The 14482-nt window shown below is 71.0% G+C and carries 13 protein-coding genes; 9 read left to right on the top strand and 4 right to left on the bottom strand.

Going from position 1 to position 14482, the window contains the following annotated elements; all coding sequences use genetic code 11:
- Window positions 1–116 precede the first annotated feature (116 nt).
- Entirely contained in the window at window positions 117–602 is a 486-nt protein-coding gene (locus tag QMK24_RS16065; protein ID WP_283466637.1) for a nuclear transport factor 2 family protein, read from the top strand.
- Window positions 603–680: 78 nt separating this feature from the next.
- On the opposite strand, the gene QMK24_RS16070 is transcribed toward QMK24_RS16065, so the two are convergent.
- A complete protein-coding gene (locus tag QMK24_RS16070; protein ID WP_283466639.1) occupies window positions 681–1298 on the bottom strand; it encodes an LAETG motif-containing sortase-dependent surface protein in 618 nt (205 codons plus the stop codon).
- Window positions 1299–1428: 130 nt separating this feature from the next.
- The gene (locus QMK24_RS16075) at window positions 1429–2826 is read right to left on the bottom strand and encodes an NADP-dependent succinic semialdehyde dehydrogenase (RefSeq protein WP_283466641.1); all 1398 of its coding nucleotides are present in this window, start codon (window positions 2824–2826) and stop codon (window positions 1429–1431) included.
- 136 nt (window positions 2827–2962) lie between these two features.
- Between QMK24_RS16075 and QMK24_RS16080 the strand changes: the two genes are divergently transcribed.
- The 3 genes from QMK24_RS16080 to QMK24_RS16090 all read left to right on the top strand — a co-directional run bounded on the left by QMK24_RS16080 (window position 2963) and on the right by QMK24_RS16090 (window position 8051).
- The gene (locus QMK24_RS16080; protein WP_283466642.1) at window positions 2963–4003 is read left to right on the top strand and encodes an MsnO8 family LLM class oxidoreductase; all 1041 of its coding nucleotides are present in this window, start codon (window positions 2963–2965) and stop codon (window positions 4001–4003) included.
- Window positions 4000–4860, top strand: coding sequence for an MBL fold metallo-hydrolase (locus QMK24_RS16085; RefSeq protein ID WP_283466643.1), 861 nt, complete (start codon window positions 4000–4002; stop codon window positions 4858–4860). Before QMK24_RS16080 ends, QMK24_RS16085 begins: the two co-directional genes overlap by 4 nt.
- Window positions 4861–5168: 308 nt before the next feature.
- Window positions 5169–8051 (top strand): discoidin domain-containing protein, encoded by a 2883-nt coding sequence (locus QMK24_RS16090; protein ID WP_349307860.1) that lies wholly within the window; start codon window positions 5169–5171, stop codon window positions 8049–8051.
- 80 nt (window positions 8052–8131) lie between these two features.
- On the opposite strand, the gene QMK24_RS16100 is transcribed toward QMK24_RS16090, so the two are convergent.
- The gene (locus QMK24_RS16100; protein WP_283466644.1) at window positions 8132–8533 is read right to left on the bottom strand and encodes an ATP-binding protein; all 402 of its coding nucleotides are present in this window, start codon (window positions 8531–8533) and stop codon (window positions 8132–8134) included.
- A 179-nt stretch (window positions 8534–8712) separates the two neighbouring features.
- On the bottom strand, window positions 8713–8898 hold the full coding sequence (locus tag QMK24_RS16105) for a hypothetical protein (protein WP_283466645.1): 186 nt from the start codon (window positions 8896–8898) through the stop codon (window positions 8713–8715).
- A gap of 154 nt (window positions 8899–9052) precedes the next feature.
- Between QMK24_RS16105 and QMK24_RS16110 the strand changes: the two genes are divergently transcribed.
- From QMK24_RS16110 to QMK24_RS16130, 5 genes are all read left to right on the top strand, one after another.
- A complete protein-coding gene (locus QMK24_RS16110) occupies window positions 9053–10015 on the top strand; it encodes a YihY/virulence factor BrkB family protein (protein ID WP_283466646.1) in 963 nt (320 codons plus the stop codon).
- Between the two features lie 68 nt (window positions 10016–10083).
- The gene (locus QMK24_RS16115) at window positions 10084–11298 is read left to right on the top strand and encodes a D-alanyl-D-alanine carboxypeptidase family protein (protein ID WP_283466648.1); all 1215 of its coding nucleotides are present in this window, start codon (window positions 10084–10086) and stop codon (window positions 11296–11298) included.
- Between the two features lie 305 nt (window positions 11299–11603).
- The gene (rho, locus tag QMK24_RS16120) at window positions 11604–12749 is read left to right on the top strand and encodes a transcription termination factor Rho (protein WP_283466649.1); all 1146 of its coding nucleotides are present in this window, start codon (window positions 11604–11606) and stop codon (window positions 12747–12749) included.
- Window positions 12750–12842: 93 nt separating this feature from the next.
- Window positions 12843–13640, top strand: coding sequence for a phytanoyl-CoA dioxygenase family protein (locus QMK24_RS16125; protein WP_283466651.1), 798 nt, complete (start codon window positions 12843–12845; stop codon window positions 13638–13640).
- A gap of 10 nt (window positions 13641–13650) precedes the next feature.
- On the top strand, window positions 13651–14482 hold an 832-nt coding region (locus QMK24_RS16130; RefSeq protein WP_283466652.1), incomplete at its 3' end, for an AAA family ATPase.

Consider the following 14482-nt stretch of genomic DNA (forward strand, 5'->3'; position numbering starts at 1 on the left):
GTGATTCTCCGCGTATTCACAGGTACCAGCCGTCCGGGAGACGGCCACCGCCCTTGACTTCTCGTACGGCCCATGCAATGCATGGCGGTCCGACTGCCCTACGGACCGGGAGCAGCATGCTGTCGCTCGCCGAAATCTCCGACCGGCTGGAGATACAGGACCTGATGGTCGACTACTGCCATGCCGTCGACACCCGGCAATGGGATCTCCTCGACGCCGTGTTCACCGCGGGCGCCGTCATCGACTACACCGCGACCGGAGGACCGCGCGGCACCCTCCCGCAGATCAAGGACTTCCTCGGCTCCGTGATGGGCCGGTTCCCGGCCTATCAGCATCTGCTGGGCAACGCGTCGGTCAGGCTCGACGGCGACACCGCGACCGGGCGCACCATGTGCCACAACCCCCTGGTGCTGCCCGGCGACCAGGGCGCGGCGGACGGCGGGGTGCTGTACTGCGGAATGTGGTACATCGATGCCTTCGTCCGTGTGGCCGGCGCCTGGCGGATCGCGGAACGCGTCCAGGAGAAGTCCTATATGCACTTCGCACCCGCCGCGCCGGGTGAGCCCCGGCGGCCGCGGCCGTCCCGTCCGGCGGCCGGCTGACACGAAGGGCCCGGACTCCTGAGATTTCCCGGAGCCCGGGCCCTTCGACGCACTATGGGGATGACCGTCCGCGGTGGATCAGCTGTGCGTGGAGGTGCGGCGCTTGCGGTTCATGAAGAGCAGACCCGCACCGGCGGCCACCACGACCGCGGCGATCCCGCCGATGAGCGGGGTGGAGCTGGAGCCACCGGTCTCGGCGAGGTTGGTGGGCGGGGAGGACTGGCTGGGCTTGACGACCGGCGCACTCGGCGTCGAGGCCACGGGGGTCGGCTTGGCGGGCGTCGTGCTGGGCGGGGTGCTCGGCTTGGTGCTCGGCGGCGTCACGTCACCGGCGCACGGGGCGACCGACTTGGTGTCGTCCAGGTTCCACGCGGCCGGGGCGTTCTCGTTGCCCGCCTTGACAACGATGTGGACCGAGACCGCCTTGGAGTGCTTGGCCAGGTCCAGGGTGCTCTGGTACGACTGGTGGAACGTCGTGAGCGGCAGCAGGTCCTTGCCGTCCACGGTGACGGTGACGGTGTTGTTCTCCTTGGCGTCATAGGCGGTCAGGTTGACCGTGACCTTGTCGCAAGTGACCGACCACTTCGGCGTGTGCGCCGACGCGGGGGTGGCGAGCACGCCCGTCCCCAGCAATGCCGCGAAACCGACGGCGGCTATCGCACCGGTACGAACCCGGCCGTGGTGCTTGATCTGCATGAATCCTCCATGAACATCCCTGGGCGGCAGCCCCGTTCAGCCGCGCACGTGCGAGAGGGGGGACCCTACACCCGGCCCTTCCGCGGCCTTACACCGCCCCATGCGACGCACCGGCCGCCGTGGTGACCTGTCAGGAAACCGCCCCGTGCCACACCGTGGTGATGTTGCAGAATTCGCGGATCCCGTGCCCCGACAACTCGCGCCCGTAGCCGGAACGCTTCACTCCGCCGAACGGCATGGCCGGGTGGGAGGCGGTCATGCCGTTGAAGAAGACGCCGCCCGCCTCCAGGTCCCGCACGAAGCGCTCCTGCTCGGCGCCGTCCTGGGTCCAGACGTTGGAACTGAGTCCGAACGGCGTGTCGTTGGCCAGCCGTACGGCCTCGTCGAGATCCGCGACCTTGTAGAGGGTGGCCACCGGCCCGAACGCCTCCTCCTGGTGGATCCGCATCCGCTCGGTGATGCCCGCCAGCACCGTCGGTTCGTAGAACCAGCCCGCCGTTTGCGACGTGGGGCGCTGCCCGCCGCACAGCGTCGTCGCGCCGAGCCGCTCGGCGTCGGTGACGAGTTCCTCCAGGTCCGCCCGGCCCTGCTCGGTGGCGAGCGGCCCGACATCGGTGGACTCGTCCATCGGGTCACCGACCCGCAGCGCCGCCATCACCCCGGTGAAGCGCGCGGCGAACTCGTCGTACACCTCGGCGTGCACGATGAAGCGCTTGGCCGCGATGCAGGACTGGCCGTTGTTCTGCACCCGGGCGGTGACCGCGGTCTTCGCGGCGCGCTCGATGTCGGCGGACGGCATGACCACGTACGGGTCGCTGCCGCCGAGCTCCAGGACGGTCCGCTTGACGACATCACCGGCGATCGCGGCCACCGAGCGCCCCGCCGGCTCGCTGCCGGTCAGGGTCGCCGCCGCGACCCGCGGGTCGCGCAGGATCGCCTCGACAGCGCCCGAGCCGACCAGCAGCGTCTGGAAGCAGCCCTCGGGGAACCCCGCGCGGCGGAACAGATCCCCCAGGTAGAGGGCGGTCTGGGGAACGTTCGAGGCGTGCTTGAGCAGGCCGGTGTTGCCCGCCATCAGGGCCGGCGCGGCGAAGCGCACCACCTGCCAGAGCGGGAAGTTCCACGGCATGACCGCCAGGACCACGCCCAGCGGGCGGTACCGCACATAGGCGCGGTCGCCGCCGGAGTCCTTGACGTCGACCTCCGCCGGGTGCTCGTCCGCCAGCAGCGCCGGGGCGTGCTCCGCGTACCAGCGCATGGCCTTGGCGCACTTGGCGGCCTCCGCGCGGGCCGCGACGAGCGTCTTGCCCATCTCGGTGGTCATGGTGCGGGCGATGTCCTCGCGCTCCTCGTCCAGCAGCCCGGCCGCACGGCGCAGCAGCTCGGCGCGCTCGCCGAAGGTGGTGGTGCGGTACTGGCGGAAGGCGGCTTCGGCGCGGGCGAGCTTCGTCTCGATCTCGGCGGTCCCGAGTGCCTCGAACGTCCTGAGCGTCTCGCCCGTCGCCGGGTTCACGGTCTCGATCGGCACGGCAATGCCTCCTGGGGCTCGGCTGTCCTGATCGTTTGCCCCAGTTTCGCGCATGAACGCGCATCCGGACACTGCTATCGGTGCCGGCGGGGTTCGTGTCCGGGAATCCTCAGTGATCCACGGTGTTGAACCGAAGGTGACATCAGCACTGCGAGGGACTCCGCTGTCCATCCTCGACCGGTCACGTACCCGCCAGGGGCAGAGCATGCCCCTGGCGCTGCGCGACACGGTCCGCTTCGCCCAGCAGGCCGAGGCGCTCGGCTACCACCGGTTCTGGGTCTCGGAGCACCACAGCGTGCCCGGCGTGGCCGGTTCCGCGCCGACCGTACTGGCGGCGGCCGTCGCGGCGGCCACCTCCCGGATCCGGGTCGGTACGGGCGGGGTGATGCTGCCCAACCACCGGCCGCTGGTGGTGGCGGAGCAGTTCGGCGTCCTGGAGGCGCTGTTTCCCGGGCGGATCGACATGGGCCTCGGCCGGTCGGTCGGTTTCACCGACGGCGTCCGGCGGGCGCTGGGGCGCGACAAGGAGGCGGCCGAGGATTTCGGCGCGCAGCTGACCGAGCTGCTCGGCTACTTCACCGGCGACCAGCAAGTCCATCCCGAGGTGCACGCCTGGCCGGCGGAGGGCCTGCGGCCGCCCGCGTTCGTGCTGGCCACCGGCGCCGGAGCCGACCACGCGGCGGCGCTGGGGCTGCCGCTGGCGATCGGGGCCATCCGTGGCGAGGAGCCGATGCTGAGCGCCATCGAGCGGTACCGGGCCGGTTTCCGCCCCTCCGTCTGGTCGCCCCGCCCGTACGTCGTGGTGTCCGGCACGGTCGCGGTCGCCGGAACGCCGGAGAACGCCCGCCGGCTGCTGGTCTCCGAGTCCTGGTCGAGCGCGTACTCGCGCACCCACGGCACCTTCCCGCCGCTCGTGCCGACGCACGAGGTCGAGTCGCTGCGGATGTCCGCACGGGAGCGCTCCTTCTTCGACGCGGCGCTGGAGGGCCATATTCACGGCACCGCGGACGAGGTGGCCGTGGCGCTGGCCGCGCTCGCCGGGCGCACCGGAGCCGACGAGATCATGGTGACGACCAGCACCTTCGACCGTGCGGAACTGCTGGACTCCTTCACCCGGCTGGCCGCGGTGGCGGGCCTCACCGCTCCGGAGGACCTCCGTGTAGCGTCGGCGGGGTGACGGACTTCAGCGGGCCGCTGCCCGTCCCGGGAAACCTCGACGTCGAGTGGCACGCCGGCTGGCCCTCCGCGAAGCACGACCCCGCGCCGGAGATCCAGGTGCACGCGTACGACGAGCACACGCTGATCCTGCGACAGAACAAGTCGGTGCACTTCGAGGCGCCCTTCCTGTTCCTGCTCTTCGGCGGCGAACGGGCTCTGCTGCTGGACACCGGGGCCACCGCCGACGAGCGGTACTTCCCGCTGCGCCGCACGGTCGACGCGGCGATCGCCGAATGGCTCGAAAACCACCCCCGTCCGCGGTACGAGCTGCTGGTCGCCCATACCCACGGGCACGGCGACCACATCGCGGCCGACGGCCAGTTCGCCGGCCGCCCCGCCACCACCGTGGTGGGTCCCGGGCTCGCGGAGGTCACCGCCTTCTTCGGCCTGGCGGGCTGGCCGGACACCGCGGGCGAACTGGATCTCGGCGGCCGGGTACTGGACGTCATCCCGGGACCGGGTCACGAGGAAGCGGCCGTCGTCCTGTACGACCGGTCCACCGGACTGCTCCTGACCGGCGACTCCTTCTACCCGGGCATGATCTACGTACGGGACACCGCCGCGTTCACCGCCACCGTCGACCGGCTGCTCGCCTTCTGCGCGACCCGCCCGGTGACCCACATCCTGGGCTGCCACATCGAGATGAGCGGCACCCCCGGCGACGCGTATCCGCGCGGCACCACGTACCAGCCGGACGAGCCGCCCCTGCAGATGACCGTCGGGCAGCTGGCCGCGCTGCGGCGCGCACTCACCGAGACCGACGGCCGCCCGGGTGTCCACCCCTTCGACGACTTCATCGTGGACAGCACCGTCTGATCGCCGCGGCTTCTTGCCGGTGGGCGCATCGGTGACGTCTCGGCGGTCCGGCGGGCCGCCACAACGGATGACGGCCGCCCCCTGCCGCGCATCTCCTCGCGCGTCCCCCTTCAACACCCTTTTGTGCCACAGGTACAGCTCTTCCTTGCAGTCAATCGTCGCAATATTGCGCTGACTTATGGACTTGCTGCAGGGGTGCTCGTAGTCTCTCCACGCCCGGCCGAAACCCCCGCGTCATGTGCCCGAAGCGCACGCGCAATGCGCGCCGCTCGCCCCCCACCTTCGACCTGCAAGGACGTGCCTCTGTGATGCATGCACCCCCAAGTCCCCGCCTCAGGCGCAGTACGACCGCGATCGTCGCCCTCATAGTCAGCGCGGCCGCCGCGCTGACCGGGGTGGGGCTCGCGACCGCGCCCTCGGCGCACGCAGCGGGCGTGGCCGCGCTGTCCCCCCTGGATGTTCCCGGCCGCGGCGCCGTCGTGCCGTTCAAGGAGCAGGAGGCCGAGTACGCTGCCACCAACGGAACGGTGATCGGGCCGGACCGGCTGTACGGCAATCTGCCGTCCGAGGCGTCGGGCCGGCAGGCCGTCACGCTCAACGCGACCGGCCAGTACGTCGAGTTCACCCTGAGCGCCCCGGCGAACGCCATGTCGTTCCGCTACAGCCTTCCCGACACCTCGAACGGGACCGGCCGGGACGCTGCCATCGACCTGCGGATCAACGGTTCGGTCCTCAAGAGCGTCCCGGTGACCTCCAAGTACAGCTGGTACTACGGCGGATACCCGTTCAACAACAACCCGGGCGACACCAACCCGCACCACTTCTACGACGAGACCCGGACCATGTTCGGCTCGACGCTGCCGGCCGGGACCAAGATCCGCCTTCAGGTGAGCTCGACCTCCCAGTCCCCCACCTTCACCATCGACCTGGCCGACTTCGAGCAGGTCGCCGCCCCGATCGCCAAGCCGGCCGGCGCACTGGACGTGGTCGCGGACTTCGGCGCGGACCCGACCGGGGCCGTCGACTCCACCGCCAAGTTCCAGGCCGCGGTCAACGCCGGCCAGGCGCAGGGCAAGACCGTATACATCCCGCAGGGCAGCTTCACGCTCTACGACCATGTGGTCGTCGACGGGGTCACCCTGGCGGGCGCCGGGCCCTGGTACAGCGTGCTCGGCGGGCGCGACCCGGTGAACCGCAACCGCGCCGCGGGCATCTACGGCAAGTACGTTCCCGGCGGCGGCTACACCGGAGCGGTACGGCCGCACGAGGCCAACGGCCCGAGCCACAATGTCACCCTCAAGGACTTCGCCATCATCGGCGACATCCGCGAGCGCTCGGACGACGACCAGGTCAACGCCCTCGGCGGCGCGATGAGCAACTCCGTCGTCGACGACCTGTGGATCCAGCACACGAAGGTCGGGGCCTGGATGGACGGCCCGATGGACAACTTCACCATCAAGAACAGCCGCATCCTGGACCAGACCGCGGACGGCGTGAACTTCCACACCGGGGTCACCAACTCCACGGTCACCAACACCTTCCTGCGCAACCTCGGTGACGACGGACTGGCCTCCTGGCCGGAGCGGGTGCCGAACGTCGGCGACGCGTTCACCCACAACACGGTGATCCTGCCGATCCTGGCGAACAACATCGTCACGTACGGCGGCAAGAACTTCACGATCTCCGACAACGTGATGGCGGACACCATCTCCAACGGCGGCGGGCTGCACATCGCCAACCGCTACCCCGGTGTCTCCTCCGGGAACGGCACCGCTGTCGCGGGCACCATAACGGCGGCCCGCAACACCCTGATCAGAACCGGCAACAGCGACTTCAACTGGAACTTCGGAGTCGGCGCGATCTGGTTCGACGGCCTGAACGAGCCGATCAGCGGCGCGGCCATCAACATCAGCGACACGGACATCCTGGACAGCTCCTACGAGGCCATCCAGACCATCGAGGGCGGCGTCAGCGGCGTCAGCCTCACCAACGTCAACATCGACGGCGCCGGCACCTACGCCATCCAGGCCCAGGTCTCCGCCAACATGAAGTTCACCAACGTGACGGCCAAGCACATCGGCCAGGCCGCCACCCCGATCCACAACTGCGTCGGCACCAGTTTCGTGATCGTCGACGGCGGCGGGAACTCCGGCTGGAACACCGATTCCACCTGCACCGGCAACTGGCCCGCCCCGATCTGGACCAACGGCGGCATTCCGTCGGGCCCCACGACCCCGCCGACCACTCCGCCCACGACGCCTCCCACCACTCCCCCGACGACGCCTCCGGCCTGCGTTCCGGGCACCGGCAATCTCGCTCAGGGCAAGTCCGCCACCGCCACCAGCTCCAATGGGAGCTACACCGCGGCCAACGCCGTCGACGGCAACGCCGGCAGCTACTGGGAGAGCAACAACGGCTCCTTCCCGCAGTCGCTGACCGTCGACCTCTGCGCGGCCACGAGCGTGGACAGCGTGACATTCAAGCTGCCCCCGGGCTGGGGGTCCCGCTCCCAGACCATCGCGGTCCTCGGTTCCGCCGACGGGACGGACTTCAGCCAGCTGGCCGCGCCGAAGGCGTACACCTTCGACCCGGGCAGCGGCGACAGCGTGACCGCCGGCTTCACCGCCGCAACGGCGCGGTACGTCCGGGTGACCGTCTCGGCCAACACCGGCTGGCCCGCCGCCCAGCTCTCCGAGCTCGAGGTCCGCTCCACCGGTGGCACCCCGCCCACGACGCCTCCCACCACTCCCCCGACCACCCCGCCGGCCAATGGCAATCTGACCGCCGGCAAGAACATCAGCGCCACCAGCACCAGTGATGTCTACGCGGCCCGCAACGCCGATGACGGCAACTCCGGCACCTACTGGGAGAGCGCGAGCAACGCCTTCCCGCAGTCGCTGACCGTCGACCTGGGCGCGGCGACCGGGACCGGCAGGATCGTCCTGAAGCTCCCGCCGGCGTCGGCCTGGGCCACCCGCACCCAGACCCTCAGCGTGCTCGGCAGCACCGACAACAGCTCCTGGAGCACCCTGAAGGCGTCAGCGGACTACACCTTCAACCCGGCGAGCGGCAACAGCGCCACCGTCACACTGCCCGCCGGAACCACCACCCGCTATCTGCGGCTGACCTTCACCGGCAACACCGGCTGGCCCGCCGCTCAGCTGTCCGAATTCGAGGCGTACGCCTCTTGACCTGCCCCATGGGGCCCGGCCGGCGACCCGCACCACGCCGGCCGGGCCCGCGTGGCTTCCGGTGCCCCCGGACGCCCGGGTCAGTCCACGTCCAGGTGTGCCCGGACCCGCTTGCCGTTGAACACGCGCTCGGCCGTGACCCGCCGGCACAGCCGCTCGACGATCTCCATCCCGTGGCCGCCGATACGTGACGGGTCGGGCGCGAACCGCCGCGGCAGCTCGGCACTGGTGTCCCAGACCGAGACCTCCACGCCCCCGCCGACATAGCTCAGGTCCATCACACACGGCCCCGGCGCGTAGCGTCCCGCATTGGTCACCAGCTCGCTCACGACCAGCAGCACATCCTGGACACGGTGCTCGGGTACCGGGGCGTTGCGGTGCGGGGCGAGGTCGCGGAGGAACGCGGCGGCCATGTCGCGAGCGGCGGCGATGCTGCCGTTCCGGCCGTCGTAACGGGCCGAGCGGTACAAAGGCTCCGTCACAACGGTCAGCACATCCAGCATGTCGGGTAAGCCCCTTCTGCCTCAGCAGCGGTCACGTGCTCGTCCTCTCCGGCCCCTGCCCAAGCGGCCGGGTTCCATGCGTGCCGGAATACCCCACTGCGCCGCCCTCCGCCCCGCCCGCCACTCGCCGGTGCTGCCCCGGCGCGGTTCCGCGCGGGTCAGCGGCGGCGCCTGCGGCGGCTGGGAACCGCCCATCCGGAACCGAGTCCGGCCAGGTGCAGTGCGACCAGTACGAGCCCCACGAGCTGCAGGCTCCCTGGTGTGAATACGATGTCCGTCGAGGTCTCGGTCGCGTTGATGATGAAGGCGACCGCGAACACGACAGCTGCGGCGATGGCAAGCATCCGGACTTCCTTTCCCGAGCTTCTCCGAGCCTCCCGAACACACGGGAGGATCATGCGCTGGCCACAACTGACCGGTCATCTCTGCTTCTTGCCCGCAATCGGTCCTTCAATCACCGCGCCGGAACGGGCGCACACAGTTCGACGAGGAGCCGCAATGACCGACGAGCAGGCCCTGCCCACCGTGGGGCCCCCGGGCCGCGTAGCCGCGGCGTCCGCCCCGGCGGCCCGGCGCCCGCGGGTGTTCCTGGCCGCGCTGCGCGACGCGGCCGTCGCCGCCTGGGACGAGGACGCCTCCGAGCGGGCGGCGGCCCTCACCTACTACGCCATGCTCGCCCTGTTCCCCACCCTCCTGGTGACGGTCTCCGTGATCGGCCTGCTCGGCACCTCCACGACGAGTGATCTGATCGGCCAGGTCTCGGGCGTGGTGCCGGCCGCATCGCGGCAGCTCGTCGCGAGCACCATGAAGGACATGGCACAGGAGCACTCCGCCGCCTGGTTCCTGGCCGTGAGCGGCACCGTGGGGGCGGTGTGGTCCGCCTCCAGCTACCTCGCCGTGTTCCGGCGCGCACTGCACTCGATGTACGGCGTGAGCGACCACCGGCCCGCTTGGCGGACCGCGCCCCGCATCGTCATCACCGCCCTGGTGCTGCTCACACTGCTCGTCTGCAGCGCGGTCACGCTGATGGCGACGGGCCGGCTGGCCCGTCGCGCCGGGCAGCTGCTGGGCATGGACGCCGCGGCGCTGGCCAGCTGGAACGCGCTGAAATGGCCGCTGCTGCTGTGCCTGGCGACGGTCCTGGTGCTGATCCTGTTCCGCTCAGGACCCGCCGGATTCCGGCCGCTGCGCGTCATGGCGCCGGGTGGCGCGCTGGCCGTCGTGCTGTGGCTGCTCTCCTCGGTGGGATTCGCCCTCTACGTCTCCCTCTTCGGGACGTACAACCGGCTGTACGGGTCGCTGGCCGGCACCGTGGTCTTCCTGGTCTGGCTGTGGGTGTCCCATATCGCGCTGCTCACCGGCGCACATTTCAACGCCGAGCTGGCGAAGGCGCGCGGCATCCGGGCAGCCGCCGGCACCCGGTCAGATCCGCTGTGCAAACGGGTTTCTGAGGCCGCATAACCTGTCCCGTCCACCGTTTGGAGCAGGTCACCGCGCCGTACGGGCCGAAGCGTTCCTAACGTTGCATCATGACTGCCTCCGGCCCGGCCCGTACCCCGTCCCTCTGGTCCCGCGTGACGGTGCTCACCGCCGTCTGTCTGACCGTCAGCTGCCCCGCCGTCCCGGCCCTGGCCAACGGGGACGACGGACCCGCGCCCCGGCCCGCGCCGGCGCGGGCCGTCGCCGCCGGGGTGGCGCTGAAGAGTCCGGGGCTGCACGTCCTGCCGAGGGACGGATCACCCGAGCCGCCCGATGACCTGTCGGCCCTGTCGTGGGTCGTGGCCGACGCGCGCACCGGAGAGGTGCTGGCGGCCAAGGACGCGCATCTGCGGCTGCCGCCGGCCAGCACCCTCAAGACCCTCTTCGCCATCACCGTGCTGCCCCGGTTCCCGCAGGAGACCAACCACATCGTGAGCGACGCCGAGCTGGAGGGCATCGGCGAGGGCAGCAGTCGGGTGGGGGTGCAGGCGGGACAGACGTACACGGTGGCCGATCTGTGGCGGGGCGTGTTCCTCAGCTCGGGCAACGACGCCGTCCATGTACTCGCCCGGATGAACGGTTCGGTGTCCCTGACCGTCGCCCAGATGCAGGCCAAGGCGGAGATGCTCGGCGCCGACGACACCGAGGTGATCTCCCCCGACGGGTACGACGCCCCCGGCCAGGTCTCGTCCGCCTACGATCTGACGCTCTTCGCCCGCGCCGGTCTGGCCTCCCCGTACTTCACCGGATACACCAGCACCGCCACCGCCATGTTCCCCGGCGGGGAGGACCCGCGGGGCCATGCGATGCCGCCGTTCCAGATCCAGAACACCAACCGCCTGCTGACCGGAGCCGACGGCCTGGGGAGGTATCCGGGGCTCATCGGGGTGAAGAACGGCTACACCACCAACGCGGGAAACACCCTGATCACCGCAGCCCGGCGCGGGGACCGCACGCTGATCGCGACGGTGATGAACCCGCAGTCAGGCCAGCCGCAGGCCGTGTACCGGGAGGCGCGCGCCCTGCTGGACTGGGGTTTCGCCGCCGCCGGACGGACCGGGTCCGTCGGCACGCTCAACACCGCGACCCGCGCCTCCGCGCCAAGGGTGCGGCCGACGGCCGCCGCACTGGCGCCCGTGATGACCGCGGTGCCCGCCCCTGATACCGGTCTGTCCTGGATCGGCTGGTCGGCCGCCGGAGGCGCCGCGCTGGCGGCCACCGCCGGGACCGTGTTCGCCCGCCGCAGATACCTCCGCGCCCGCTGACCGCACCGGGTCCGCCCCGACGCGGCGCACAGGCATTCCGGACCGTTCTACCCGACCGATTTCCCCGACCACCCGAAGCGGCGTGCTACAGTGCGAACAGCACTCGAGTACGCCGCTCTCGGCGCCGGTGCTTGTTCCATCCCCCGCTGTGGCGAAATCCGTCCCTCCAGGACCGGCCGCCCGGCATTGATTCTCCTTCCTTCTCCCTCGCGGGTCGGCAAGCCAGTTGTGGTGCGTGACACGTCCGCTCCCTCGCTCCGCCCCCGCCGGGACCCTTCTTTGGTATGTCCGTGAAAGGACCCCGCATGACCACCACACTCGAACACCCCCCTGTCCGCACCACCCGCGGCACCCTCCCCACGCCGGTCACCGGCATCCTCGACATCGTCGGCAACCAGGGCTTCCTGCGCGCCAAGGGCTACCACCCGGCGCCCGACGACGTACAGGTGACAGCCGCTCAGATCCGCCGCTACGGCCTGCGCAAGGGCGACCTCGTCGAAGGCGTCACCGAGCGGCCGCGTGCCCTCGGCAGCCTCGACCGGATCAACGGCCGCGAGGCCGGCGCACTGGGCCGCCGTCCGCACTTCGCCGATCTCACCCCCGTCCATCCGAACCGGCGGCTGCGGCTGGAGACCTCGCCCGGCGCCCTGACCACCCGGCTCGTCGATCTCGTCGCGCCCGTCGGCAAGGGCCAGCGCGGGCTCATCGTGGCCCCGCCCAAGACCGGCAAGACCCTGCTGCTGCAGAGCCTGGCCAACGCCGTCGCCGTCAACCATCCCGAATGCCACCTCATGGTCGTCCTTCTCGACGAACGCCCTGAGGAGGTCACCGACATGCGCCGGTCGGTACGCGGCGAGGTACTCGCCTCCACGTTCGACCGCCCGGCCAAGGAGCACATCGCGCTCGCCGAGCTCGCCATCGAACGGGCCAAGCGGCTCGTCGAGCTCGGCCAGGACGTGGTGGTGCTTCTCGACTCGATCACCCGGCTGTGCCGCGCCCACAACAACGCGGCACCGGGCAACGGCCGCACCCTCAGCGGTGGCGTCGACTCCGCCGCCGTGCAGGCGCCCAAGCGGCTCTTCGGCGCCGCACGCTGCGCCGAGGAGGGCGGCTCGCTGACCATCCTCGCGACCGCGCTCGTCGACACCGGTTCCCGCGCCGACGACTACTTCTTCGAGGAGTTGAAGGGCACCGGCAACATGGAACTGCGGCTGGACCGCTCCCTCGCCGAGAAGCGGATCTTCCCGGCCATCGATGTGACCCCGTCGGGCACCCGGCGCGAAGAGCTGCTGCTGCCCGCCGCCCAACTGGCGGCCGTGCGCGGCCTGCGCCGTGCCCTGCAGTCCAGGGACACCCAGCAGACCCTCGAAGTGCTGCTCGACCGGATCCGGCAGACGCCGGACAACGCCGCCTTCCTCCAGCAGATCCACCGGACGGTCCCCAGCGCCTGAGCCGCGCGGTGACGATCCCCGCGCTCCAAGAGCTCATCATCCCGGCCGGAAACCCGTTGGCGCCCGCCACCCAGTAGCGGTGAGGATGGCCGAGTGGACGCTACGACGATCGACCGGTTCCTCGACAGCGGCTTCATCAAGATCGAACGGGCCTTCTCCGAGGACACCGCACAGGCCTGCGCCGACCTGCTCTGGGCGAGGACCGGCACCGACCCCGATGATCCGTCCTCCTGGACCCGGCCGGTGCACTGGGTGTCCGACATGCCGGACGCGCCCTTCGTCGCTGCCGCCAACACCCCGGTGCTGCATGACGCCTTCGACCATCTGGTCGGTCCCGGGCGCTGGGTACCCCGGCCCTCGCTGGGGTCCTTCCCGCTCCGCTTCCCGCACACCGAGGAGCCGGACGACGCCGGCTGGCACATCGAGGGCAGCTACCTCCCCGAGGGCGCCCAGTGGTATTACGCCAACCTCAGGTCCCGGGACCGGGCGTTGCTGATGCTGTTCCTCTTCACCGAGACGGGTCCCGACGACGCGCCGACCCGCATCAGGGTCGGATCGCACCTGGACGTCCCGCCGGTCCTCGAGCCGTTCGGCGAGGCGGGGGCCTCCACCCTGGAGATCGCCGCGCGGATCGACGAGGTGAGCGCGCACCGGCCGGTCGCCCTGGCCACCGGCGGACCAGGGGACGTCTATCTCTGCCATCCCTTCCTGGTGCACGCGGCCCGGCCGCACCACGGCACCCGCCCCCGGTTCATGGCCCAGCCCCCGCTGTATCCGGCGGTCCGCTACGAGCTGGAGCGTTCCAACGGCGCCTACTGCCCGGTGGAGACCGCCATACGGCGGGGCCTGGAAGGGTCCCGCGGCGTCAGCGGCGGCCGGACCGTCGGCTAGCGTGCGGAGCATGTTGCACGGGCGCGCGGCGGAACAGTCGGCCATCGGGGATCTGCTGGCCGGCGCCAGGGACGGCCGCAGCGGGGTGCTGGTCCTGCGCGGTGAGGCCGGCATCGGGAAGACGGCGCTGCTCGACCACACGGTCACGGCCGCCGCCGGAATGACCGTGGTACGCGGCTCCGGCATCGAGTTTGAGGCCGAACTGCCCTTCGCAGGGCTCCAGTTGCTGCTCCGTCCCGCGATGGGAGCGGTCGGCGCGCTTCCCGAACCCCAACGGCTGGCGCTGGAGGCGGCGTTCGGGACGACCGTCGCGGCGGCACCGGATCCGATGTTCGTCGGACTCGCCGTACTGTCCCTGCTGTCGGCCCACGCCGGCGACGGGCCGCTGCTGTGCGTCGTGGACGACGCGCAGTGGCTGGACCGGGTCTCGACCGACGCGCTGATGTTCGCCGCCCGGCGGCTCGACGCCGAGGGCATCGCCCTGGTCTTCGCGGCCCGCGACGGGGAAGGCACGTTCCCCGCACCCGGACTGCCGGAACTGCGGCTGCGCGGGCTGACAGCCGAGTCGGCGGGCGCCCTGCTCGCGGTGCACGGCGGCGAGCTGACCTCCACGATCCGCTACCGCGTCCTCACCGAGGCCCAGGGCAATCCGCTGGCCCTGCTGGAACTGCCGCTCGCCTTCCGGGCGGAGCGGCCGGACGGCAGATTCCGGCCCGGCGCGCTGCCGCTCACCAGTCGGCTGCACATGGCGTTCCACGGCAGGGTCAGCCATCTGCCGCCCGCCACCCAGCTGCTGCTGCTCGTCGCCGCCGCCGACCACACCGGGGATCTGCGGACCGTCC

It is taken from the genome of Streptomyces sp. PH10-H1, assembly GCF_030063355.1.
Lineage (GTDB): Bacteria > Actinomycetota > Actinomycetes > Streptomycetales > Streptomycetaceae > Actinacidiphila.

Excerpts from the sequence above, each read along its gene's own strand:
- QMK24_RS16065 (WP_283466637.1), top strand. The coding sequence starts at position 117 with ATGCTGTCGCTCGCCGAAATCTCCGACCGGCTGGAGATACAGGACCTG.
- QMK24_RS16070 (WP_283466639.1), bottom strand. The coding sequence starts at position 1,298 with ATGCAGATCAAGCACCACGGCCGGGTTCGTACCGGTGCGATAGCCGCC.
- QMK24_RS16090 (WP_349307860.1), top strand. The coding sequence starts at position 5,169 with ATGCATGCACCCCCAAGTCCCCGCCTCAGGCGCAGTACGACCGCGATC.
- QMK24_RS16105 (WP_283466645.1), bottom strand. The coding sequence starts at position 8,898 with ATGCTTGCCATCGCCGCAGCTGTCGTGTTCGCGGTCGCCTTCATCATC.
- QMK24_RS16110 (WP_283466646.1), top strand. The coding sequence starts at position 9,053 with ATGACCGACGAGCAGGCCCTGCCCACCGTGGGGCCCCCGGGCCGCGTA.
- QMK24_RS16115 (WP_283466648.1), top strand. The coding sequence starts at position 10,084 with ATGACTGCCTCCGGCCCGGCCCGTACCCCGTCCCTCTGGTCCCGCGTG.
- rho (WP_283466649.1), top strand. The coding sequence starts at position 11,604 with ATGACCACCACACTCGAACACCCCCCTGTCCGCACCACCCGCGGCACC.